Origin of the sequence: Pseudomonas sp. MWU13-2517 (genome assembly GCF_023242545.1) — a bacterium.
Classification (GTDB): Bacteria; Pseudomonadota; Gammaproteobacteria; order Pseudomonadales; family Pseudomonadaceae; genus Aquipseudomonas.
Genome location: NZ_JALMFA010000005.1, coordinates 114,234 through 137,682, shown reverse-complemented (window position 1 = coordinate 137,682; position 23,449 = coordinate 114,234). Strand labels below are relative to the sequence as shown.

General features: G+C 59.8%; 24 protein-coding genes. 11 read left to right on the top strand and 13 right to left on the bottom strand.

Features of this window, described 5'->3' with window-relative positions; all coding sequences use genetic code 11:
* Positions 1-135 precede the first annotated feature (135 nt).
* Positions 136-1,260, top strand: a complete 1,125-nt coding sequence (locus M5B97_RS09215) for a GNAT family N-acetyltransferase (protein WP_248731317.1) — start codon at positions 136-138, stop codon at positions 1,258-1,260.
* An 11-nt stretch (positions 1,261-1,271) separates the two neighbouring features.
* Here M5B97_RS09215 and aqpZ read toward each other — a convergent pair whose 3' ends face one another.
* From aqpZ to M5B97_RS09190, 5 genes are all read right to left on the bottom strand, one after another.
* Positions 1,272-1,976 carry an aquaporin Z gene (gene aqpZ / locus M5B97_RS09210; RefSeq protein ID WP_248731316.1) on the bottom strand — a complete coding sequence of 235 codons (705 nt, stop codon included), beginning with the start codon at positions 1,974-1,976 and terminating at the stop codon, positions 1,272-1,274.
* A 183-nt stretch (positions 1,977-2,159) separates the two neighbouring features.
* On the bottom strand, positions 2,160-3,992 hold the full coding sequence (locus M5B97_RS09205) for an ABC transporter ATP-binding protein (RefSeq protein WP_248731315.1): 1,833 nt from the start codon (positions 3,990-3,992) through the stop codon (positions 2,160-2,162).
* Positions 3,993-4,074: 82 nt separating this feature from the next.
* A complete protein-coding gene (locus tag M5B97_RS09200; protein WP_060756131.1) occupies positions 4,075-4,638 on the bottom strand; it encodes a peptidylprolyl isomerase in 564 nt (187 codons plus the stop codon).
* A 3-nt stretch (positions 4,639-4,641) separates the two neighbouring features.
* Positions 4,642-5,445, bottom strand: a complete 804-nt coding sequence (locus tag M5B97_RS09195; protein ID WP_248731314.1) for an alpha/beta hydrolase — start codon at positions 5,443-5,445, stop codon at positions 4,642-4,644.
* Positions 5,446-5,458: 13 nt separating this feature from the next.
* Positions 5,459-6,382 (bottom strand): LysR family transcriptional regulator, encoded by a 924-nt coding sequence (locus M5B97_RS09190; RefSeq protein ID WP_123715483.1) that lies wholly within the window; start codon positions 6,380-6,382, stop codon positions 5,459-5,461.
* A gap of 49 nt (positions 6,383-6,431) precedes the next feature.
* Here M5B97_RS09190 and M5B97_RS09185 point away from each other — a divergent pair, with 49 nt between their 5' ends.
* The 3 genes from M5B97_RS09185 (at position 6,432) to M5B97_RS09175 (ending at position 8,581) form a co-directional block, all read left to right on the top strand.
* Positions 6,432-6,746 (top strand): 3-phosphoglycerate kinase, encoded by a 315-nt coding sequence (locus M5B97_RS09185; RefSeq protein WP_123715484.1) that lies wholly within the window; start codon positions 6,432-6,434, stop codon positions 6,744-6,746.
* A gap of 151 nt (positions 6,747-6,897) precedes the next feature.
* On the top strand, positions 6,898-7,497 hold the full coding sequence (locus M5B97_RS09180; RefSeq protein WP_123715485.1) for an FMN-dependent NADH-azoreductase: 600 nt from the start codon (positions 6,898-6,900) through the stop codon (positions 7,495-7,497).
* Between the two features lie 202 nt (positions 7,498-7,699).
* On the top strand, positions 7,700-8,581 hold the full coding sequence (locus M5B97_RS09175; RefSeq protein ID WP_248731313.1) for a carboxylate/amino acid/amine transporter: 882 nt from the start codon (positions 7,700-7,702) through the stop codon (positions 8,579-8,581).
* Here M5B97_RS09175 and M5B97_RS09170 read toward each other — a convergent pair.
* Complete coding sequence (locus M5B97_RS09170) at positions 8,526-9,431, bottom strand: LysR family transcriptional regulator (RefSeq protein ID WP_134656944.1); 906 nt, start codon at positions 9,429-9,431, stop codon at positions 8,526-8,528. The genes M5B97_RS09175 and M5B97_RS09170 overlap by 56 nt on opposite strands.
* A gap of 141 nt (positions 9,432-9,572) precedes the next feature.
* On the opposite strand from M5B97_RS09170, the gene M5B97_RS09165 reads away from it, so the two are divergent.
* On the top strand, positions 9,573-10,217 hold the full coding sequence (locus M5B97_RS09165; protein ID WP_123715488.1) for a hydrolase: 645 nt from the start codon (positions 9,573-9,575) through the stop codon (positions 10,215-10,217).
* A 65-nt stretch (positions 10,218-10,282) separates the two neighbouring features.
* A complete protein-coding gene (locus tag M5B97_RS09160; protein ID WP_248731312.1) occupies positions 10,283-11,863 on the top strand; it encodes an MFS transporter in 1,581 nt (526 codons plus the stop codon).
* Here M5B97_RS09160 and M5B97_RS09155 read toward each other — a convergent pair.
* Together M5B97_RS09155 and M5B97_RS09150 are read right to left on the bottom strand one after the other, a co-directional pair.
* Positions 11,860-13,140, bottom strand: coding sequence for an OprD family porin (locus M5B97_RS09155; RefSeq protein ID WP_248731311.1), 1,281 nt, complete (start codon positions 13,138-13,140; stop codon positions 11,860-11,862). The two genes, M5B97_RS09160 and M5B97_RS09155, sit on opposite strands and share 4 nt — an antisense overlap.
* Before the next feature lie 83 nt (positions 13,141-13,223).
* Positions 13,224-14,522 (bottom strand): mechanosensitive ion channel family protein, encoded by a 1,299-nt coding sequence (locus M5B97_RS09150; protein WP_134656941.1) that lies wholly within the window; start codon positions 14,520-14,522, stop codon positions 13,224-13,226.
* Between the two features lie 193 nt (positions 14,523-14,715).
* On the opposite strand from M5B97_RS09150, the gene M5B97_RS09145 reads away from it, so the two are divergent.
* Positions 14,716-16,062: a DEAD/DEAH box helicase gene (locus tag M5B97_RS09145; protein WP_248731310.1), complete on the top strand. Its 1,347-nt coding sequence runs from the start codon at positions 14,716-14,718 to the stop codon at positions 16,060-16,062.
* Between the two features lie 49 nt (positions 16,063-16,111).
* On the opposite strand, the gene M5B97_RS09140 is transcribed toward M5B97_RS09145, so the two are convergent.
* On the bottom strand, positions 16,112-16,387 hold the full coding sequence (locus M5B97_RS09140) for a hypothetical protein (RefSeq protein WP_123715510.1): 276 nt from the start codon (positions 16,385-16,387) through the stop codon (positions 16,112-16,114).
* 153 nt (positions 16,388-16,540) lie between these two features.
* Between M5B97_RS09140 and M5B97_RS09135 the strand changes: the two genes are divergently transcribed.
* Positions 16,541-16,942, top strand: a complete 402-nt coding sequence (locus tag M5B97_RS09135; RefSeq protein WP_134656939.1) for a transcriptional regulator — start codon at positions 16,541-16,543, stop codon at positions 16,940-16,942.
* Between the two features lie 18 nt (positions 16,943-16,960).
* Here M5B97_RS09135 and M5B97_RS09130 read toward each other — a convergent pair whose 3' ends face one another.
* From M5B97_RS09130 to M5B97_RS09120, 3 genes are all read right to left on the bottom strand, one after another.
* A complete protein-coding gene (locus M5B97_RS09130; protein WP_248731309.1) occupies positions 16,961-17,827 on the bottom strand; it encodes a DUF6279 family lipoprotein in 867 nt (288 codons plus the stop codon).
* 65 nt (positions 17,828-17,892) lie between these two features.
* Complete coding sequence (locus M5B97_RS09125) at positions 17,893-18,615, bottom strand: TorF family putative porin (RefSeq protein WP_123715512.1); 723 nt, start codon at positions 18,613-18,615, stop codon at positions 17,893-17,895.
* Positions 18,616-18,813: 198 nt separating this feature from the next.
* Positions 18,814-18,993 carry a hypothetical protein gene (locus tag M5B97_RS09120; protein WP_003193095.1) on the bottom strand — a complete coding sequence of 60 codons (180 nt, stop codon included), beginning with the start codon at positions 18,991-18,993 and terminating at the stop codon, positions 18,814-18,816.
* A 321-nt stretch (positions 18,994-19,314) separates the two neighbouring features.
* Here M5B97_RS09120 and M5B97_RS09115 point away from each other — a divergent pair, with 321 nt between their 5' ends.
* From M5B97_RS09115 to M5B97_RS09105, 3 genes are all read left to right on the top strand, one after another.
* Positions 19,315-20,151 carry a S1-like domain-containing RNA-binding protein gene (locus M5B97_RS09115; RefSeq protein ID WP_123715513.1) on the top strand — a complete coding sequence of 279 codons (837 nt, stop codon included), beginning with the start codon at positions 19,315-19,317 and terminating at the stop codon, positions 20,149-20,151.
* Between the two features lie 52 nt (positions 20,152-20,203).
* Positions 20,204-20,602: a DUF2177 family protein gene (locus M5B97_RS09110; protein ID WP_123715514.1), complete on the top strand. Its 399-nt coding sequence runs from the start codon at positions 20,204-20,206 to the stop codon at positions 20,600-20,602.
* 198 nt (positions 20,603-20,800) lie between these two features.
* Positions 20,801-22,243, top strand: coding sequence for an NCS1 family nucleobase:cation symporter-1 (locus tag M5B97_RS09105; RefSeq protein ID WP_248731308.1), 1,443 nt, complete (start codon positions 20,801-20,803; stop codon positions 22,241-22,243).
* Here the strand turns inward: M5B97_RS09105 and M5B97_RS09100 are convergent.
* Positions 22,155-23,354, bottom strand: coding sequence for an MFS transporter (locus M5B97_RS09100; protein WP_248731307.1), 1,200 nt, complete (start codon positions 23,352-23,354; stop codon positions 22,155-22,157). The two genes, M5B97_RS09105 and M5B97_RS09100, sit on opposite strands and share 89 nt — an antisense overlap.
* Between the last annotated feature and the right edge of the window lie 95 nt (positions 23,355-23,449).

The window sequence follows — 23,449 nt, the reverse complement described above, 5'->3', positions numbered from 1 at the left end:
TTTCATCTAAATGACAAATTATTTAAGAATGGAACTAATTGTTTCGAGCTTTGTCCGGCCAGTTTTGAGGTGTGCCCTGGGCCGTGATAGGCGATACTCGCCAGGCTGTTATGCCAAGCACCCGTGAGGACGCCGATGCCGCTGCAACGCCTGGAGACTTTGTCCGAAATTGCCCCGACTGCTTGGGATGCCCTGGTTCCGCAGGCTCAACCCTTTGTACGGCACGCATTCCTGAGTGCCTTGGAGGACAGCGCCAGCCTGGGCTCGCGGTCGGGCTGGCAGCCTGAGCATTTGCTGCATTGGGAGGGTGATCGCCTGGTGGCGGCATTGCCCAGTTACCGCAAGTGGCACTCCTACGGCGAGTACGTGTTCGATCATGGTTGGGCGGATGCCTGTGAGCGCGCCGGTATCGACTACTACCCCAAACTGTTGACGGCGGTACCGTTCAGCCCGGTGAGCGGGCCAAGGTTGTTGGCAGCGAATGCCGAGGACGGTTTGGAATTGCTCAAAAGCTTGCCGGGCTACCTGGAGGTTGAGGGGCTTTCCAGTGCGCATATCAATTTCACCGACCCGTTGGCTGACAACGCATTGGCCCGGCAAGCGGGTTGGTTGCAGCGCCTGGGCTGTCAATTCCATTGGCAGAATCGTGGCTATCGCGACTTTCAGGACTTCCTCGATGCCCTGAGTTCACGCAAGCGTAAACAGATGCGCAAAGAGCGTGAGCAAGTGGCGGGGCAGGGTATCGATTTCGAATGGCTGCAAGGCCATGAACTGAGCGAGGCCCAGTGGGATTTTGTCTACGCCTGCTACGCCAATACCTACGCAGTACGTCGCCAATCACCCTATTTGACCCGTGCATTTTTCAGCTTGCTGGCCGAACGCATGCCCGAGGCGATCCGTGTGGTGCTGGCCAAGCAAGGTACACGCCCGGTGGCCATGGCTTTCAGCCTGGTCGGCGGCGACAGCTTCTACGGTCGCTATTGGGGTTGCCTGGCGGAGTTCGATCGCCTGCATTTCGAGACGTGTTTCTATCAGGGCATGGACTACGCCATCGCTCACGGCTTGCAGCGTTTCGACGCCGGTGCCCAGGGCGAGCACAAGTTGATTCGCGGGTTCGAGCCGGTGATTACCCATTCGTGGCACTACCTGCGCCATCCGGGTTTGAAGAACGCCGTGGAGGATTTTCTGGCGCGTGAGCGCGTGGGCATTCTGGCGTACGCCGAAGAGGCGAGGGCAGCCCTGCCTTATCGGCAGGGCTGAACCTCTTTACGTCAGGCCGTCTCTTCTTTACCCAGCCAGCGATAAACCACACCGCCGACTACTGCGCCGAGGATCGGCGCCAGCCAGAACATCCACAACTGCTGGACCGCCCAGCCACCGACGATCAATGCCGGGCCGGTGCTGCGGGCCGGATTGACCGAGGTGTTGGTGATGGGAATCGAGATCAGGTGGATCAGGGTCAAGGCCAGGCCAATGGCAATCGGCGCCAGACCCGCAGGGGCACGGCGGTCGGTGGCGCCGAGGATGATCAGCACGAACATCGCCGTCATCACCAGTTCGGTGACAAAACCCGCCGCCATCGAGTAACCACCCGGTGAATGCTCGCCATAGCCATTGGAGGCCAGGCCGCCGGCCAGTTCAAAGCCCGGTTTGCCGCTGGCAATGAAGTACAACAGTGCCGCGGCGACAATGCCGCCAATGACCTGAGCCACGATGTATGCCGGTAATTCCTTGGCCGGAAACCTTCCGCCCACGACCAGCCCCACCGACACCGCCGGGTTGAGGTGACAACCGCTGATATGACCGATAGCAAAGGCCATGGTCAGCACGGTCAACCCGAATGCCAGGGCTACACCGAGCAGACCGATCCCGACGTTGGGGAACGCTGCGGCCAACACCGCACTCCCGCAGCCACCCAGCACCAGCCAAAACGTACCTAATCCTTCCGTAACGGAACGTTTGAACAAAGTAGACATGAACACTTCCTTAGTAGATTGCTCTATCTAGTCAACTGGTCGGTGATGCGTCCTTGCAGTCTTACGTCAGGGCCTTCCTGGTTCCTGCTTGCAGTACAGCAGGAGTGTGGCCCGTCACCGGCGCGATAGAGAAAACTGTCAGAATTGTTCGGATTTGCGCGGCGCAATAATGGCCTGCCGCGTTCAGTCGATGCCTACAAAGCCTCCTGTCTGGTGCTGCCACAACCGTGCATACAAGCCACCATGGGCCAGCAATTGGGCATGGCTGCCACTTTCGGCAATCCGGCCTTTCTCCAGCACCACTAACCTGTCCATTCGAGCAATGGTCGACAGTCGGTGTGCAATCGCAATCACCGTCTTGCCCTGCATCAGGGTTTCCAGGCTTTCCTGGATCGCCGCTTCGACTTCCGAGTCGAGTGCCGAGGTCGCCTCATCCATGATCAGGATCGGCGCGTCTTTAAGCAGCACGCGAGCAATCGCAATGCGTTGACGCTGCCCGCCAGAGAGTTTCACACCGCGTTCACCCACATGGGCGTCCAGCCCGGTACGGCCTTCGGCATCCGACAGCAGGGGGATGAACTCATCGGCGCGCGCTTTGTGCACGGCGGCCCAAAGCTCTTCATCGGTGGCGTCCGGCTTGCCGTACAGCAGGTTATCGCGGATTGAGCGGTGCAGCAGCGAGGTGTCCTGGGTGATCATGCCGATCTGTTCGCGCAGGGTTTCCTGGGCCACGTCCGCGATGTTCTGGCCGTCGATCAGGATGCGCCCGCCTTGCAGGTCGTAAAGGCGCAGCAGCAAGTTGACCAGGGTCGACTTGCCGGCGCCCGACGGGCCGATCAGGCCGATCTTTTCCCCGGCCTGGATATTCAGGTCCAGGCCGCCAATGATCCCGCTCTTTTTGCCGTAGTGAAAATCCACCTGCTCAAAGCGCACTTCACCGTGGGGCACATTCAGACGCGCAGCGTTGTCGCGGTCGGTCACCGCCAGCGGCTGGGCGATGGTTTTCAGGCCGTCCTGCACCATGCCGATGTTCTCGAAAATGCCATTGACCACCCACATGATCCAGCCGGACATGTTGACGATGCGAATTACCAGGCCGGTAGCCAAGGCAATTGCGCCCACGGAAATCAGTGACTGGGTCCACAGCCACAGGGCCAGGCCGGTGGTGGTGACGATCAGCAGGCCGTTCATCGTGGTGATCACCACGTCCATGCTGGTCACCACGCGGCTGGCCAGCTGGGTCTTCTCGGTCTGCTCGATGATCGCTTCCTTGGCGTATTCCTGTTCGAAATGGGTGTGGGCAAACAGCTTCAAGGTGGTGATGTTGGTGTAGCCGTCGACGATACGGCCCATCAGCTTGGAGCGTGCCTCGGAGGAAATCACCGAGCGTTCCTTCACCCGTGGCACGAAATAGCGCAGTGCCAGGCTGTAGCAGACGATCCAGGTCACCAGCGGGATCATCAGGCGCCAGTCGGCCTCGGCAAACAACACCAGGGAACTGATGGCATAGATCGCCACGTGCCAGATCGCATCCACCGCCGCAACGGCGGAGTCGCGCAGGGAGTTGCCGGTTTGCATGATGCGCTGGGCGATGCGCCCCGCAAAATCGTTCTGGAAGAAGTTCAGGCTCTGCTTGAGCACGTAGCTATGGTTCTGCCAGCGGATCAGGCTGGTCATGCCCGGGCTGATGGTCTGGTGCACCAGCAGATCATGCAGGGCGCCGAAGATCGGACGTAGCAGCAGGGCAACCACGGCCATCCAGATCAGCTCGGTGCTGTGAATCTGGAAGAAGTCGGCGGGCGGTGTACCTTGGGCCAGGTCAATGATGCGACTCAGGTAGCTGAACAGCGCCACTTCGATCAGCGCACCGATCAGGCCCACCACCAGCAAGGCCGCGAAGTGCGGCCACACCTGGCGCAGGTAGTAGAGGTAGAAGGGCAGGACTTTATCGGGAGGGGCCGCGGTGGGTGCGTCGCGGAAGATGTCGATCAGTTGTTCAAAGCGACGATAGAGCATTGAGTTTGACGCCCGCCGTGCGGGCTCTCCTTTCAAATGTGCGCGCGGCCTTGTGGGCCACGCGCGAAGCTGCCTGCTGAGCTTAGTCGATACGCTTGGCCGACTTGATCACAACAGGGTCGATTGGCACGTTCTGCATGCCTTGCTTGGTGGTGGTCTGGGAGTTGACGATGATGTCGACCACGTCCATGCCTTTGACGACTTTGGCGAACACGGCGTAGCCGGCGTCACGACCCGGGTCGAGGAAGGCATTGTCGGCCACGTTGATGAAGAATTGGCTGGTGGCCGAGTTCGGGTCGTTGGTACGTGCCATGGACAAGGTGCCGCGTACGTTATGCAGGCCATTGCTGGCTTCGTTCTTGATCGGCGCGTCGGTGGGCTTCTGCGACATCTGCGCGGTGAACCCGCCGCCCTGCACCATGAAGCCCGGGATCACACGGTGGAAAATCGTGTTGGTGTAGAACCCCTTATCGACGTAGGCCAGGAAGTTCTTGGTACTGATCGGCGCCTTGACCGGGTCCAGTTCGATCTCGATCTGGCCGTTGGTGGTATCGATCAGCACGTGGGGCGCCTTGGCGGGTTCAGCGGCCATCAGGTTGGCAGCGAACAGAACGGAGCCGGTAAAGAAGGCGATTTTTTTCAACATGGGTCAGTGATCCTGGGTAGTGGTTTCGACTGTCTTTAGAAAATCGAGCAAGGTCGCGTTAAAGACTTCGGGTTGATCCAAGGGCGTGGCATGGCGGGAATCCTCGATCACCACCAGACGCGCATCGGGCAGCAGTTTTACATAGTTTTCTTTTTGCGCCACGGAGGTGTAGTCGTGGTCGGCGCTGATGACCAGGGTTGGACAGGTAATCCTGGAAAGTTGTTCCTGCACGCCCCAGCCCACAATCGCGTCGAAACTGGCGAGATAAGCACGTTTGTCGTTTTTTGCCCAGCGCTCGGCCATCTTGCGGCGCAAGTCGGCCTGGTGCGGTTTGGGGAACAGCCGGTCGCCGAGGGCCTTGCCGATGGTCGCGAGGCTGAGCAGGCGCGCCAGGCTCCAGCGCTTGGCCCACTGCCAATAATCATCGGCACTGCGCACCTTGACCTCGGGCGCGCTGTTGACGATGCACAGGCTCTTGACCAGGCCGGGTTCGTCCACCGCCAGCTGGAAGGCGATCATGCCGCCCATGGACAAGCCCACCACATGGGCGGGCGGCAGGTCCAGGTGTTCGATCAGGGCGATCAGGTCGAAGGTGAAGCCTGAGATGCTGTAGCGTTCACTGGGTTTGTCCGAGCGCCCATGACCCCGTACATCCACCACGATCAACCGGTAGTGCCTGGCCAGCACCGGAATCTGCAATTCCCAATCCTGGCTGCTGGAGCCCAGGCCGTGGATCAGGATCAGGGGCGTACCGTGACCATATTCCTCGTAGTGCAGGCTGCATCCTTCGTGGTCGAACCAGGCCATGCAAAACTCCGTTTCAGGCTTGCCGCGGGGCAGCGAAAGGGGCGTCCAGTGGGGCTGTATCAAAGGTGCGCAGCAGTTCGACGAGGATCTGCGTGGCTGGACCCAGAGGTTTGTCCTTGTTTGAATACAGGTAGAACGTCGGGTTGCGGCTGCCGCCTTTTTCCAAGGGTAGCTGCTTGAGCAGGCCCTCCCTGAGTTCGCGTTCGATCAGGTGCCGGGGCAGCCACGCGAAGCCCAGGCCGCTGCTGACGAACGTGGCGGCGGTGGACAGGCTGCCGACGGTCCAGCGCTGTTCGGCGCCGAGCCAGCCGACGTCCCGCGGCTGCTGACGCCCGGAGTCGCGAATCACCACCTGCATCTGGCTCTCCAGGTCGTGGAAGCTCAGCTCGCGGTTCAAGCGATGCAGCGAGTGGTCCGGGTGGGCCACGGCGACGAATTCCACGTCGCTCATTTCCGTGCCCAGGTAACCTGGAATGATGAACCCGCAGATGGCCAGGTCAGCCATGCCATCGATCAACAACTCTTCCACGCCCGACAACACTTCTTCGCGCAGGCGTACGCGGCAGCCCCGGCTTTGCGGCATAAACGCGGTGAGTGCGCGCACCAGGCGCGCGTTGGGGTATGCGGCATCCACCACCAGCCGCACTTCGGCTTCCCAACCCTGTTCCATATGGTGGGCGAGGTCCTCCAGCTGGCTGGCGTTTTTGACCAGTTGCCGGGAGCGGCGCAGCAGCACTTCACCGGCATCGGTGAGCACTGCCTTGCGTCCGTCGATGCGCAACAAGGGCACCCCGAGCTGGTCTTGCATGCGCGCCACGGTGTAGCTCACCGAGGATTGCGAGCGGTGCAGCGCTTCGGCCGCCTGGGCGAAGCCACCATGGTCGACCACGGCTTGCAGCGTGCGCCATTGATCGAGGGTAACGCGGGGCGCTTTCAAGATGAGCTCCTCTTGTCCTAAGCTGGCGGTCCTGATTGGAGACTGCCGAATGAAAAAATTCTGTTGTGTGTTGCTGGCGCTGCTGCCGATGAGCGCGTTTGCCTACCCGATCGACGTGACTAAAAAGATCGACGGCGTGAGCGTTGACTACACCGCATCCGACGTCGACGGCGACATCAGTTCGATCCAGTTGAATAACTACGGCACGAATGACGCTGTCTGTTCGGTGACCTTCACCAACGGCCCGGAGTCCCCGCGTCGTCGCACGGTTACGGTGCCGGCGGGTAAAAGCACCAACACGACGGTCAAGTTCAACCGCGCCATTATCAAAATGCGCATCGCCCTGGCCTGTGCTCCCAAATGAAGCGGCAGCGGAGCAGGCGTTTCGCAATGCTCCGCTTATTAGCAAATTTATAGATGGGTTATAGCAGTTTTTTGCGCTTTTTTATCGAATAGGCGTTGTTTAATCTTCTCTCCATCGACTTACAGCAAGTACAGATGGAGCCTACATAGCCATGTCCAATGTTCTGATCATCGAAAGCAGCGCTCGCCAGCAGGATTCGATTTCCCGTCAGCTGACTCAACAGTTCATCAGCCAATGGCGGGCCGCGCACCCGGCGGATCAGATCACCGTGCGAGACGTAGCGCTCAACCCTGTTCCGCACCTGGACGCCAACCTGCTCGGCGGCTGGATGAAACCGGTGGAACAGCGCAGCGACATCGAACAGGCGTCCCTGGATCGCTCCAACGAATTGACCGACGAATTGCTCGCCGCCGACGTGCTGGTGATGGCAGCGCCGATGTACAACTTCGCCATCCCCAGCACCCTCAAAGCCTGGCTGGATCATGTGTTGCGCGCCGGCGTGACCTTCAAATACACCGCCACCGGGCCCCAGGGCTTGTTGACCGGCAAGCGTGCCATCGTGCTCACGGCGCGGGGCGGCATTCATACAGGCGCGACGTCTGATCACCAGGAACCGTATTTGCGCCAGGTCATGGCCTTCATCGGAATTCACGACGTGACGTTCATTCACGCTGAAGGGGTGAACCTGAGCGGTGATTTCCAGGAAAAGGGCATCAACCATGCCAAGGCGTTATTGGCTCAGGTCGCGTGATCCTTTAATCGTCAGATAATCGCGCGGTGTTTATATAACCCCACGCCAACCCTTCAAGTACGCGTATCGAACCTCCCTTTGCACTTGTGCTCCTGAGTGCTCCTGCCCGACTGCCGCTATAGCGAGGTCGGGTTTTTTTTGCCCCGAGTTTCATGAAGCGCCGAAAACCTTTAATGTCCCGCCCATTCGAAACGAGGCGCGCATGGGTTATCTACTGGTTGTCACTTTGATTCAGGCTTTTTCCTTCAGCTTGATCGGCGAATACCTCGCCGGCCATGTCGACAGCTACTTCGCCGTGCTGGTGCGCGTGGTGTTGGCCGGGCTGGTATTCATCCCGCTGACGCGCTGGCGCTCGGTGGAGCCTGCGTTCATGCGCCGCATGCTGGTGATCGGCGCATTGCAGTTCGGCGTGACGTACGTGTGCCTCTACCTGAGCTTTCGTGTGCTCACGGTGCCGGAAGTGTTGCTGTTCACCATTCTCACGCCGTTGCACGTGACTCTGATCGAAGATGCCCTCAACCGGCGCTTCAACCCCTGGGCGCTGATTGCCGCATTGGTGGCGGTGTGCGGCGCAGCGGTGATCCGTTTCGATCAGATCACACCGAACTTCTTCATGGGCTTTTTGCTGCTCCAATTGGCCAACTTCACCTATGCCGCCGGGCAGGTGATGTACAAGCATCTGATAGCGCGCTACCCGAGCGACCAACCGCATTATCGGCGCTTCGGTTATTTCTACCTGGGCGCGTTGCTGGTGGTGTTGCCGGCGTTCTTGCTGTTCGGCAAGGCCAATTTCCTGCCGGAAGCTCCGCTGCAGTGGGGTGTGCTGTTGTTCCTCGGGTTGGTCAGCACCGCGCTGGGCATGTACTGGTGGAACAAGGGCGCTTGCCTGGTCAATGGCGGCACCCTTGCCGTGGTGAATAACCTGCATGTGCCGGTGGGCCTGCTGCTGAACCTGCTTATCTGGAACCAGCACGAACCGCTAGGCCGTTTGGCCCTGGGCGGCCTGGTGATTCTGGGGGCGGTGTGGATCAGTCGCCTGGGCGCGCGATCGGCTGCGCCAGTTGCTTCACCAAAAACTCAATGAAGGCCCGCGTCTTCTGCGGTACCCGGCGCGCCGAGGAGTAAACCGCATTCACGCTGATCGCCGGTGCGTGCCATTCGCAGAGCACCGGCACCAGGCGTCCGCTTGCCAGGGCGTCTTCGACGATGAAGTCCGGCAGCAGCGCGATGCCCATTCCGGCTTCGGCCGCCTGGGCCAGCAGGTCACCGTTGTTGGCGTGCAGCGGCCCGGTGACGTTGACGCGCTGGGTGTCTTTGCCGTTGCTCATTTGCAGGCTCACGCCGCTTTGCAGGTAGCCATAGTTCAGGCATTGATGCTGACGCAGGTCGTGGGGGACCTGTGGGATGCCCGCACGCTCGAGATAAGCCGGCGAAGCCACCATGATGCGTGGCGCGGGCGCCAACTGGCGGGCGATCATGGTGGAGTCCGGCAGGCTGGCAATGCGGATGGTCACGTCGAAGCCGCCGCGCACCGGGTCCACCTGTTGGTCGCTGAGTACCAGTTGCAACTCGATGTGCGGATGCTGTTCATGGAACAGCGGAATCAGCCGCCCCAGCCGATGCAGGCCGAACGACATCGGCGCATTCACCCGCAATACGCCGCGCAACTCCCCAATCCCGTCGCGGGCGCGCTGCTCGGCTTCGTCCAGCGCGGCTATCACTTCCCGAGCCGCCTCAAAGTACTCGGCGCCGGCTTCGGTCAAATGCAGGCTACGGGTGGTGCGTTGCAGCAACTGCACACCGATGGCGTCTTCCAACGCCTGGATCTGTTTACTCACTTTTGAACGGGGCACGTCCATGGCGCGGGCAGCCGCGGCGAAGCCGTTTTCGCCGACGGTGACGACGAACGCACGCATGCATTCGATACGATCCATGATTGTCCCTTTTTTAGAATCAATGAATCCGTATTTTAGGTAATTGTTCCGATATTGGCCAGCCCGTAAAGTTACTTCCAAGCCGCCAGCAACGCTGGAAGCACCGGAAAACCAACGTCAAGCCACTAAAGGGAAAACACCATGTCTATTCGCGAACTGCTCAACCCAAGCAACTCCACCCTGATCCTGATCGACCATCAGCCACAAATGTCCTTCGGCGTGCAGTCCATCGACCGTCAGACCCTGAAGAACAACACCGTTGCGCTGGCCAAGGCAGCCAAGATTTTCAACGTGCCGACCATCTTTACCTCCGTGGAAACCAAAAGCTTCAGCGGCTACATCTGGCCGGAACTGCTCAGCGTGTTCCCCGACCAGCAGCCGATCGAGCGCACTTCGATGAACTCCTGGGAAGACAAGGCGCTGGTCGCCGCGGTCAAAGCCACCGGCCGCAAGAAACTGATCATGGCCGCGCTGTGGACCGAGGTCTGCCTGAACTTCCCGGCCTTGGAAGCGCTGGCCGAAGGCTACGAGGTGTACATCGTCACGGATGCTTCGGGTGGTACCACCAAAGAAGCCCACGACATGTCGATCCAGCGCATGATCCAGGCGGGTGCGGTGCCGGTGACCTGGCAACAGGTGTTGCTTGAGTACCAGCGTGACTGGGCTCACAAAGAAACCTACGACGCAGTGATGGACCTGGTTCGCGACCACAGCGGCGCCTACGGCATGGGCGTGGATTACGCCTACACCATGGTGCATGGCGCACCACAGCGTCAGGTCAAGTAACCCTGTTGGAGGCCACAGCCCTTGGGCTGTGGCTTTTTTGCCATTTTTTCGAACAGGCCAGCACCATGACAACCACCACTGTCCTCTCCCCGTGGAGCCCGTTGAAATACTCGATCTTCCGCGGGCTATGGCTCGCCAGCATCGCTTCGAACATCGGCACTTGGATGCACGAGGTCGGCGCCGGTTGGTTGATGACCTCGTTGTCGGCCAATCCGATGACCGTTGCCCTGGTGCAAGTGGCCAGCGCCGCGCCGATGTTCCTGTTGGCGCTGCCTGCCGGTGCCCTGGCGGATATCGTCGACAAACGTCGATACCTGTTGATGGTGCAAGCCTGGATGGCCGCGGTGGCGTTGCTACTGGCGGTGCTGACCCTGGTCGGCCTGATGACTGTGCCGCTGTTATTGCTGTTGACCTTGGGCATGGGCGTCGGCACGGCGTTGATGATGCCCGCGTGGTCGGCGCTGACGCCTGAACTGGTGCCGGCTGACGAGGTGCCGTCGGCCATCGCCCTGAGCAGCGTCGGCACCAACCTGGCCCGTGCGGTGGGCCCGGCGATTGCCGGGGTGCTGGTGAGCCTGGTGGGGCCGTGGGCGACGTTTGCCGTGAATGCGTTGTCTTTTCTGGCGGTGATTTCGGCATTGCTGATGTGGCGGCGCGAAGTGCAGGTAGCCGTGCTGCCGGCGGAGCGGATGTTCGGTGCGATACGGGTGGGCTGGCGCTATGCACGTAGCTCGCGCCCGCTACAACGGGTGTTGACGCGTACGCTGGCGTTCTTTTTTGGTGCCAGTGCCGGGATGTCGCTGCTGCCGTTGATTGTGCGCGCAGAACTGCACGGCAGTGCGGCGCAGTTTGGGGTGTTGTTGGGCAGTGTCGGCGTGGGCGCGGTGTTGGGGGCAATGGGGCTGCCACGGTTGCGCCAGATGCTGGCGGTGGACAAGTTGGTGGCGATTGCCAGTGTGGTCTATGCGCTGGTGCTGTTTGCCCTGGCCTGGGTGCGCGAGTTCTACGTGTTGATCCCGGTGATGCTGATCAGTGGCGCGGCGTGGATCGCGGTACTGTCCAGCTTCCAGGTGGCGGCGCAGACCTCGGTACCGGCTTGGGTGCGGGCCCGTGCGCTGGCGGTGTATATCTTGATGTTCTTCGGCTCCATGGCCGTTGGCGGCTTGCTTTGGGGGTGGGTGGCCAGCCACAGCTCCATGAGCCTGGCCTTGAGCGTTGCCGGTTCGATGCTGGTAGCGGGTGTATGGCTGACCTGGCGTGTGGCCTTGCCGCAACGCAAGGCCGAAGACCTCGCACCGTCCTTGCATTGGCCGCAGCCGTTGCTGGCACAAGGGCAGGACGTTGACCGCGGCCCGGTGATGGTCATGCTGGAGTACGACATCGACCCGCAGCACTCCCAGGACTTTACCCAGGCCATGCATGCTGTTCGCCGCATGCGCCAACGCAATGGCTCGTTTTCCTGGGGGCTGGTGCAAGACACTGAAAACCCGCGCCGCTGGTGTGAGGTGTTCTACGACGAATCCTGGGTCGGCCACTTGCGCCATCACCAGCGCGTGACACGCGCCGAGTTGAAGATCGAAGCGACGGCGCGGCGTTATCAGACCGCGGGTGTGGCGATTGGTATTCGTCACTTCCTCCAGGGTTAGCGCAGTTTCAGCGGGTATTCGATCACGACGTATACCCGGTCGATATCATCCCCCGCCTGGGCGGCGTTGGCGCGATGGCTGACATGGGACAGCTGCACCGACAAGTCTTTGGCCGGGCCGGATTGCACCACGTAATGCAGGTCGATATCGCGCTCCCAGTGTTTGCCGCCACGCCCTTGCTGGGGTTGGTATTCACCGCTGCCGGCGTCGAATGGGTTGTAGGCGCCGCCTTGGGGCGCATGGGTGCCGTCGATACCTCGACCGGTGACGTAGCGGGTCATGAACTTCAAGCCGGGGACGCCGAAGGTGGCGAGATTCAGGTCATAGCGCACTTGCCAGGACCTTTCGCCGGGGCCGTTGAAGTCGGCGTATTTGATGGAGTTGGCCAGGTAGATGGAGTCACCGCCGACAAAGTCGAAGGGGGTGTTGCCGTTGATCTTCTGATACGCCAGAGTCACCGATTGCGCAGCAAAGCTGTATTTGCCGGCGAGGCTGTAGGCGGTGTTGGCGATGGCGCCCGCGACGGCGCGGCCTTGGTCCTCGGTGCGGTAGATATTGCCGTCCAGCAACCAGTCAGCGGGGCCCCCATGCAGGTTGGCGTAGTACTGGCGCCACGTGTCGCTCAATTGCGACGCGTACAGCGCGCCACCCAGCGGCTTGCCTTCGAAGAATTGCCCGCCGAGAAAGTCGATGGCGCCGCTGCGGGTGCTGGCGCCGTAGCCATTGAAATCACCGTGGCTGGTCGACGCATCCTGATTCTTGAACGCAGTGAAGTGGCCCGCTTGCCAGTGCAGGTCGTCGATTTCGTGGCTGTCCAGCAGCAGTCCGGTGGCGTATTCGGGTTGCAGGCGTTTGTCGGAGGTGTCGAATACCGGGGTCTCGACGGTCATCTCACCCACCGACAGGGTCGTTTTCGAGGTGCGCAGCTTGAGGGCACCGCCAGCGCTTGAGTCGTTTCGTTCACTGCGGCCGTCGCTGTCCACCGGCAGCAGGCCGGTGCCGGAATGACCTTTGCCACCGTCGAGTTTCAAACCGACAAAGGCATGGGCATCAACACCAAGGCCGATCGTGCCTGGGGTAAAATCCGAGGCGAAGTTGGCGATAAAGCCTTGCGCCCATTCCTCCTTGTGCGGCTTGCTTGCAGAGGTGCGTTGTCTGTTGTCGAGGTAGAAGTTACGGCTAAGCACATCGAGGCTTGAGTCGTCGAGAAAACCGGCCGCCAGCACGCTATTACAGGTGCTGACCAGCCAAAGCGAGAGCAGGGTTGGAGCGCGCATCGGCGTTGCCTCAAAGGATTTTCAATGAGGCACAGCGTCGCGAAATGTTCAGCACAGCGATTGGATGGGTGTGCTCAATCGCTCTAGACCGCGGCTTTTTCCGCGGCCGGCAGATGGCTGGCGCCGAGCACGGCAGGTAAAACCCCGGCGCGCAGGTCATTACCGCTCGGCTGCTGATACAGGCTCAGGCCGAACTCCGGCAATACCGCCAGCAAGTAATCGAAGATATCGCCCTGAATGCGCTCGTAATCCGCCCACGCCGTGGTGCGGGTGAAGCAATAGATCTCCAGCGGCACGCCCTGGGCGGTGGTTTGCATCTGGCGCACCATGCAGGTCATGTTCGGCTGGATGTCCGGGTGGCTTTTCAGATACGCCAGGGCGTAGGCACGGAAGGTGCCGAGGTTGGTCATGCGGCGGCGGTTGGCCGACAGTTGCGCGCTATGCCCCTGGGCTTCGTTCCAGGCTTTGAGTTCGGCCTGCTTGCGGCTGATGTAGTCGGTGAGCAGATGCACCTGGGTCATGCGTACTTCTTCATCGTCACGCAGGAAGCGCACGCCGCTGGCGTCGATGTACAGGCTGCGCTTGATGCGGCGCCCACCGGAGGCCTGCATGCCGCGCCAGTTCTTGAACGACTCGGACATCAAGCGCCAGGTGGGGATGGAGACGATGGTCTTGTCGAAGTTCTGTACCTTGACCGTGTGCAGGGTGATATCCACCACATCACCGTCAGCGCCCACCTGAGGCATTTCGATCCAGTCGCCGACCCGCAGCATGTCGTTGCTGGTGAGCTGTACGCTGGCGACGAACGACAGCAGGGTGTCCTTGTACACCAACAGAATCACCGCCGACATGGCGCCAAGGCCTGACAGCAGCAACAGCGGCGAACGGTCGATCAGCGTGGCGACGATGATGATCGCGGAAAACACGAACAGCACCATCTTCGCCAGTTGTACATAACCCTTGATCGAGCGGGTGCGCGCATGTTCGGTGCGGGCGTAGATGTCCAGCAGGGCGTTGAGCAGGGCGCTCACGGCCAGCGTCATGAACAGGATGGTGAACGCCAGCGCCACGTTGCCGATAAACAGGGTGGCGGTCTTGCTCAGGTCCGGCACCAAATACAGGCCGAACTGGACCACCAGTGACGGCGTCATTTGTGCCAGGCGGTGGAAGACTTTGTTATGGCGAAAGTCGTTGAGCCAATGCAGTGCCGGCTGTCGGCCGAGCAGTTTGACCGCATGCAGGATGAGATAGCGCGCCACCCGCCCGACCAGCAAGGCCGCCACCAGCAGCACCAGCAGGCCGAGGCCGGCATGCAGCATCGGATGTTCGTCGAGGGTGCCCCAGAGGTCTTGGACGTTGAGCCAGAGCTGTTTGATATCCATGGGTGAAACCGATTCCTCTATATGCAAGACGGGGCCGATTAGAGCATTTAAGTACGACAAAGTTGGCTTTACGGACAAAAGCTCTAACAAAAAAGCCGCTGATTAGCCCCATTCGCGTAAAGACACTCGGTTTGGACGCCCGAAACCGTTACCCTATGCAGCTGATATTTTGTATTTCTTCGAGGTAGCACCCGTGTTTTCCCAATTCGCCCTGCACGAACGCCTGCTCAAAGCCGTGGCCGAGCTTAAATTTGTCGAGCCTACGCCTGTGCAAGCAGCGGCCATCCCGCTCGCGCTCGAAGGGCGTGACCTGCGGGTGACAGCTCAAACCGGTAGTGGCAAGACCGCCGCTTTCGTCCTGCCGGTTCTGAATCGCCTGATCGGCCCGGCCAAAGTTCGCGTCAGTATCAAGACCCTGATCCTGCTGCCGACGCGTGAGTTGGCCCAGCAGACCTTGAAAGAAGTGGAGCGCTTCTCGCAATTCACCTTCATCAAGGCCGGCATTATTACCGGCGGCGAAGATTTCAAGGTCCAGGCCGCCATGTTGCGCAAGGTGCCGGACATTCTGATAGGCACCCCAGGCCGCATGATCGAGCAACTCAACGCCGGCAACCTCGATCTCAAGGAAGTCGAAGTGCTGGTGCTCGACGAAGCCGACCGTATGCTCGACATGGGCTTTGCCGATGACGTACAGCGCCTGGTGGGCGAATGCGTCAATCGCCAGCAGACCATGCTGTTCTCCGCCACCACCGGTGGCTCGACCCTGCGCGACATGGTCGCCAAGGTGCTGAACAACCCTGAGCACCTGCAGGTCAACAACGTCAGCGACCTGAACGCGACCACGCGTCAGCAGATCGTCACCGCCGACCACAATGTGCACAAGGAACAGATCCTCAACTGGCTGTTGGCCAACGAGACCTATCAGAAGGCCATCGTGTTCACCAACACCCGTGCTGCCGCCGACCGTATCTATGGCCGCCTGGTGGCCCAGGAATACAAGGCGTTCGTGCTGCACGGCGAGAAAGACCAGAAGGACCGCAAGCTGGCCATCGACCGCCTCAAGGCCGGCGGCGTGAAGATCCTGGTAGCCACCGACGTTGCCGCCCGCGGCCTCGACGTGGACGGCCTGGACCTGGTGATCAACTTCGACATGCCCCGCAGCGGTGACGAATACGTGCACCGTATCGGCCGCACCGGACGTGCCGGTAACGATGGCCTGGCGATCTCGCTGATCTGCCACGGCGACTGGAACCTGATGTCGAGCATTGAACGCTACCTGAAGCAGTCGTTCGAGCGCCGCACCATCAAGGAAGTCAAAGGCACCTACACCGGTCCGAAGAAGGTCAAGGCGTCGGGCAAGGCTGTTGGCGTGAAGAAGAAAAAAACCGATGCCAAGGGCGACAAGAAGAAAACCGGCGCCAAGTCGCCGACCAAGCGCAGGATCACCAACCGACCGAAGACCGATACCCCATCGCTCGTCAGCAAGGACGGCATGGCGCCGCTCAAGCGTCGTAAGCCGGAAGCCCCGGCTGCCGAATAAGGCTTGAGTGGTATGAAAAACCGGACGATTGTCCGGTTTTTTTACGGCATCAGTTTTTGGTTTTGGCCGCTGCTTCCTTGAGTTCCTTGAGGCGCGCGTCGATCAGCTGGCATTTGTCGGGGAACTCTGCGCTTTCGGTGTCCAAGTCCATCTTCTGCAGTTCTTCGTTCATTTTCTTGGCCTTGGTCGGGTTCTGCTCAGTCAGTTTGGTCACTTCCTGGGCCAGTTGCTCGCGCTTGGCCGTGGCTTCGTCGGGCGTGCAGGCCCAGGCGGGCAGGGCGCTCAACAACGTGGCCGCAATGGCCAGGTTCATCAGGGTTTTCATGGGCGGACCTCCTTGGCGGGTATGTGCTGTTGAGGCGGCGAACGTCTGGAAAGTTCAGAGAAATGACGTCTGTCTATCCGGCTGAACGGCCAGTGACGCAGCCTGTCCCAACCTTGACGGGCTACTTTCCACCAGCCTGCAGGAGGAATCAGGATGACGACTTACAATTGGGATCTGATCGAACGTCTGCTGCATGAAGTGCAGAACGGCGAAGGCAGCTTTGCCCCGCGCAAATACGCTGAACAAGAAGCGGCCGAGAAGGCCACGGCGGGTGAGCCAACCGGCAATCTGGATGCGTTGAAAAAGACTGCGGCAGATTATGAAGCGCTGCTGTTCAAGCGTGGCTTTATTGAGTCGCGCCCCGAGGAAGAGGGTGGAAATGGCGAGAATTTCATTTTGACCCCACGAGGTGCGAGCTTGCTTTCGCTGATCGACAGCTCCATTCCGGGCAATGACCATCCGCGTCACGTCATGGACCAGCAGGAAGATGCGCTGGATGAGGCGACCTTTGATCGCGTGGCTGCCGAAGCCGCGATTGCCGGTGGCGCAATATAGGGAAAGGCTCTTCCATCCCTAGTTCGCAGTGGCCTTGAGGCACTTGAGTGCCTTGAAGTCGCTGCGTACACCGTCGATTTTCTGCGTCAGTTTCAGGCGCTGTTGCACCGTGCTTTGCGCCATCAGATCGATGATCAGGCTGCGCGCCTCGGCTTCCGTCTGGGCGTAGGCAGCGCGGTACTCCGGCGTCCACAGGCTCTCTCGATCCACCAGCAATTGCTGAATTTTCTGCGGGAAATCGGCGCTGTGGCGCTGCTTCACGGCGTCGATAAATTGCGCCTGCCAACGGGCACGGTTGCCTATCCATGCCTGGTTTTGCTCACCCAGGCTGATCGACCAGGCCGTGACCCGGTTTTTCTGGCTGTCGCTCAACGGTCCCATCCATGCATCCAGGCGTTTATTCATGCGCTCGGCGCGTTCCTGAATCTGCTTGGCCAGCGATGGCTTGAGGTATTCCTCCTGGCGCTTGCGCAGGTCCTTGCCCAGCGCATCGTTCATTTCCTTGACCTGTTGGTCGTCCAACCCTTGCAGCAATTCAATGGCCGACGGGGTGATTTCGCGGGCGACTTGTGCAATGGCTTGCTTGGCTTCGGCGGTGCGCGTCTGCAAGGCGGCATCGGTGACCTGGTTGTCGTCGACCATTTGTTGCAGGCGGTCGAGCCAATCCAGGTAACCGGGCAATTGCGTGGTGCAGTGCCAGGCCAGGTGCTGCTTGAGTGTGTCGTTGAACCAGCTCTTCTGCCCGGCATTCATATCCAGATAGTCGCTGAGGGTCCACGGGATGATCACGTCGAGATTACGGTAGGCCAGGCCCACGCGATTGCAGCCGGCCAGTATCAGGCTCAGGCTCAGCAGTATCACCAGAAGTTTGAGCCGATGCAGCATGGGCAGATCCTTGCGCAGAGGGGTTCATGCATGTGAACCCATGCCGGGTGCGACAGTTCAGCCCATCAATAAAACGACCGCGCCGCCTTCAAGGTCAACAGGCCGTCGCATTGCGAATTGTGTCCTGAGTAGGCCGAGCAGTCGGTGCCGCTGAGGCTGGAGTTGCTGTAGATCAGGTCCAGATCGATGCCTTTCCATTCGCGCGAGAATTGCACCGACCAATCGCTGAAACTGCTGATGGAGCCGCCGTCCACCGAGGCCGGGCTGCCAAGCTGGTGCGTGGTGTACTTCATGCTCACACCGACGCCAAAAGGTTGTGTGCCACCCAGGTCGGCGAACAAGGTGCTGTCCTGGCGATCCGGGTCGTTGCTGAAGGAGACGCCGAAGCGGTTGCCCAGCAGGTTGAGGCCACCGTAGAACTCCTGGCTATCAAGTGGGCTGAGTTTGGGGTAGCTGTAGTGGATCAATCCGACTTCGTAGCCCAGGGTCTGGTCGAAGGGGCGTTTGAAGCCCATGTAGGAATCGATTTCGAGATTATTGGCCGAAGACAAGCCCATATTGGGAGAGAACTGGCCGAAATACAGGCCGCTGTCATGGCTCAGGTCCAGGCCGCCGTGGAACGAGCCGCTGCCCGGCGAGGTGGGTTTTACCAGCCCTTGAGCCATGCTGCGGCTGGGTGTCGTGCCTAATTTCAGATCGAAGTCGCCCAGTTCGCGCTGGAAAACCTGCGCTTCGGCCAGCGGGCTCGCGACCAAGGCGCTGATCAGTAACATGCAGGGTTTGAGCATGCTTCACTTCATAAAAAGCGAGGAGCAGTAACGGGGAAGTCGGGCAGATGCCCGCGCTAGACGTGTGCAAGCATACCGACGAATGCCTGGCGGTGAGCCCCGTTCGTCGATTGGTACGAATTAAGAGAGGGTGTTTCGGGCTCTAGTCCTAGCGCCTTGAAGGCAAGACGCTCAGGAACCAGGTGCGTTACGCGGGTGTTATTTTTTGCCCAGGCTGATTTGCTTGGACGGGCCAAAAGTCTGGCCGCTTACGCCCTTGGCAATTTGCTGAATTTCGCCACCGGACTTGAGGAACGCAGCAATCTGGCTGTTGATAGATTCGCTGGTTTCAACGGCGGGAGCTGGCTTTGCTTTGCTGTTGGATGCTTTTACACGCATGGCGGCCACTAACCTTTGGAAAATCAAATGGCCAGGTATCGTACAGGAAATACTTGACAATTGCTTGGCAAATATTCCCAAAGAATAGTTGAGGCCGCCGTAAATAATCGAAGTCTATCTTTGAAATAATCCCCTAACTTACTGTTTTAACTCGCAACCACGGTGCATGCGACGGTTCATGCCCAGGAAAATTTGACACGATTGATCAGACGAGCGGGGCGCTGCCGACGCAAACCCTCGCCAGCCCTGGATTTTTCAGGCGCACGCGCGTGGTGAGCGCAACTCGGGTAGAATGCCGCCCACGTAACGAGGGTATTGGACATGGCTTTAGTCGGGCGCTACAACAGTTTGCAAGTGGTTAAACATACTAACTTCGGTTTGTACCTGGATGGTGCGCAGGACGGTGAAATCCTCTTGCCCAACCGGTATATCCCTAAAGATATTCCCAGCGAAGATGAAGACTGGCTTAACGTTTTTATTTATCTGGACAGTGATGACAAACTTATCGCCACTACTGAAAAGCCGAAAGTTCAAGTGGGCGAATTTGCCAGTTTGAAAGTGGTGGAAGTCAACAGCATTGGTGTATTCCTCGACTGGGGTTTACCCAAGGATCTGTTACTGCCGTATTCGGAAGAAAAGCGCCAGTTGAGCGCCGGTGATTACTGCGTGGTGCATGTCTACCTCGACAAACATACCAAGCGCATCACCGCCACCGCGCGTCTGGACCGTTACCTGGACAAAACCCCGGTCAATTACCAGGTAGGCCAGGAAGTCGATCTGCTGGTGGCCGAAGCCACCGACATGGGCTTCAAGGCAATCATCAACAACAAGCACTGGGGCCTGATCCATAAGAACGAAGTGTTCAAGTTTCTGCGCCCGGGCAAGCAGGAAAAAGGCTTTATCAAAGAGATCCGTGCCGATGGCAACATCAGCCTGAGCTTGCAGCCGGTCGGCCAGGAAGCGGCCTCCAGCCTCAACTCGAAGATCCTTGCCAAGTTGCGCGAAAACAACGGCACCTTGCCGGTCAGCGACAAAAGCGACCCGGCGGTGATCAGCAACTTGTTCGGCGTCAGCAAAGGCAACTTCAAGAAGGCTATCGGTGCGCTCTACAAACAAGGGCAGATCGTGATTCACGCGGATCGCATTGAACTAAGCTAAGCCCGGCCTGCTCTTCTGTAGGCGCCTGCCGGCGCCCACAGAGGTTGCATAAATGACCCGCAAAATACTCTTCGCTTACCTCGGCACCTTGCTCGCCTTTTTGGTGCTTGACGGTCTCTGGCTCGGCGTCCTCATGGGCCCGACCTACAAATCCCTTCTCGGCTCGTTGATGCTCGATCAACCTCGCGTGTTGCCGGCCGTGTTGTTCTATCTGCTGTATGCCGTTGGTTGCGTGGTGTTCGTGGTTCTGCCAAGTGGCAACTGGCAACGCGCGGCACGCCTGGGGGCGTTGCTCGGTCTGGTGGCTTACGGGACGTATGACTTGAGCAATTGGGCCACGCTGCAGGGCTGGTCTGCCGGCTTGGCGGTGATGGATATGGCGTGGGGCGCCTTTCTCACGGGTGTTTGTTGCGTCGCCGGCCATCTGTGTGCACATCGGGTGCAACGTTGATTGTGTACAGGATTTTTATGCACCGTTGCTGAGCGTCCTCCCTGTTTGTAAAGCCTCCGTAGTCCATTTGGAATGCCGGTTCGGAGGGATTGTGTGCCATTGGCACGCATTCTGCTGAATGCCTCGTATACAAACCGTGCCGCTTGGCGTATGCACACTGCGACGACAGCGCAGGCCGGTATCTCGAGGAGCCCAGCGATGACCGAGCAATTACCCAAAGGCTACAGCCCGCGCCTGTACAACCAGGACCTGGGCCCACTGCCGCAAAAGTGGACCTGGTACAACATCTTCGCCTTTTGGATGAGCGACGTGCACAGCGTCGGTGGTTATGTATTCGCCGCCAGCCTGTTCGCCCTCGGCCTGGCGAGTTGGCAGGTGTTGATCGCCCTGCTTGCCGGTATCTGCATTGTGCAGTTGATCGCCAATCTGGTCGCCAAGCCGAGCCAGCAAGCCGCCGTGCCGTACCCAGTGATCTGCCGACTGGCGTTTGGCGTATTCGGTGCGAATATTCCGGCGGTGATTCGTGGGTTGATTGCCGTTGCGTGGTACGGGATTCAGACGTATCTGGCATCCAGTGCGCTGATTATCGTGGTACTGCGTTTCTTCCCGCAGATGGCGGTCTATGCCGAGCCGCATTTCGCCGGGTTGTCTTACCTGGGGTGGTTGGGCTTCCTGAGTTTGTGGGTGTTGCAAGCGGCGGTGTTCTGGGCCGGCATGGAATCCATTCGCCGTTTCATCGATTGGGCGGGGCCGGTGGTGTATGCGGTGATGTTTGCGCTTGCCGGTTGGATCGTATGGAAAGCCGGCTGGGCGAATATCAGTTTCACCCTGGCAGAAAAATCCCTGTCGGGTTGGCAGGCCTTCGGTCAGGTGATCGTGGCGACGGCACTGGTGGTGTCGTACTTTTCCGGCCCTACGCTGAATTTTGGTGATTTCAGCCGCTATTGCCGCAGCATGCACGACGTACGCCGCGGTAATTTCTGGGGGTTGCCGGTGAATTTCCTGGCATTTTCTCTGGTCACCGTGGTGATTGTTTCGGGCACTTTGCCGGTATTTGGCGAGATGCTTCACGACCCGATCGCCACCGTCTCGCGCATCGACAACAGCATGGCTGTGTTGCTGGGGGCCTTTGCTTTCGTCACCGCGACCATCGGCATCAATATCGTGGCCAACTTCGTGTCGCCTGCGTTTGATTTCGCCAATGTCGCGCCAAGCAAAATCAGCTGGCGGGCCGGTGGGATGATCGCTGCCGTGGCTTCGATCTTTATCACTCCATGGAACCTGTTCAATAACCCGCTGATGATCCACTACACCCTGGACATCCTTGCCGCGTTCATTGGCCCGTTGTTCGGGATTCTGCTGGTGGACTTCTACCTGGTCAAAAAGCAGCAGATCGACGTGGATGCACTGTTCGATGACAGCCCGAGCGGGCGCTACTATTTCGACGGTGGCGTGAATTGGACGGCGGTCAAGGCCCTGGTGCCCGCGACGCTGGTGGGTGTCGCGATCACCTTCACGCCAGCGCTGCAGGGCATGGCCAACTTTGCCTGGTTTACCGGCTGTTTCCTGGGAGGGCTGTTTTTCCTGGTGCTGGCCCGCCGCGAGCAGGTTCGCTCGCCGACACCGCTGGCTGTCGGTTGACCAATATTGCGCCCGCCAACACCAGGCCGCCGCCGGCAATCACCAAGGCCGGTTGCAGGCCGCCGCTCAGGTGGCTGCTCACTGACGCCAGCAGTGGCCCGCTCAATTGCCCGACGGCGAAGCTGGCGGTCAACAGCCCGGTGCTGCGCTGGTAGCCGTGGGGGGCGACTTCCCGCAGGCGTGCCATCACCAACTGCATGCAGGCCAGGAACGGTGCGCCACACAACAGCACACCCAGGGCCAGGCCCCAGCTATTGCCCAACAGGCAAGCGAACACCCCGGCCGCTTGTAGCCATAAAGTGGTCATCAGCCAGCGGCGGGTGGTGTGCGGGTCTTTGCGGCGCAGGCTTGCCATCACCACGCCCAGCGCGGCAGCCAGGCCGAAGCATGGCCAGAACAGATCGGCTTGCCAGGCACCCTTGAATTGCGCGCTGGCCATTTGCGACAGAAAGGTCGCCGGGATGATGTAGCCCAGGCCATACAGGAAATAAATCCAGCACAGATGCGCGATGCTGCCGTTGCTGCCCGCGTGATGGACCTGGGCAACCGGAGCGGTCGGTTGTGGCAGGAACGGCAGGATCGCCAGCAGCATCACCAGCGCCACCACGCCGTACACCAGCCACAGCGTTGCGGAGCTTTGTCCCAGCCAGTTCGAGCCCAGGGCCAGTAACCCGGTCAGCAGAATGCCCAAACCCGGCCCGGCAAATACCAAGGCACCCAGGCGTGCCCGCCCGGCGGCAATCGCCAGTGGCTGGCTCAAGCTGGTGATCATCACCAGCGCCCAGGCGCTGGCAACGCCGGTGCCAAAGCGCAGCAAAAGATGTGGCCAGAAACCCTGGGCCCAATACGATCCCAGGGTCAGCAGCACGCAAAGCCACAGCCCGCCGTACATCCGCCCCCGCACATGGTGGTGGCTACGGGCGAAGATCGAATCCACTGCACCGACGAAGTAACCCAGGTAATTGGCAGCCGCGATCAGGCCCGCACCGGTCAGGTCGATCTGCCCTTCACTGAGCAGGTGGGGCATCTGCGGGGTAAGGGCGAAGCGGCCAATGCCCATGGCCATCATCAACGCGATAAAGCTGGCAACTAAGCGGATCAGGGGGGACATGTTCAGGTTTCCTGCAAGGCAGTGGTTGACCTTCAGGCTAAAGCGAGTTTATTTTCATTAAAAATGAATAATACTGAGCAACTTGTTCAGTTTTG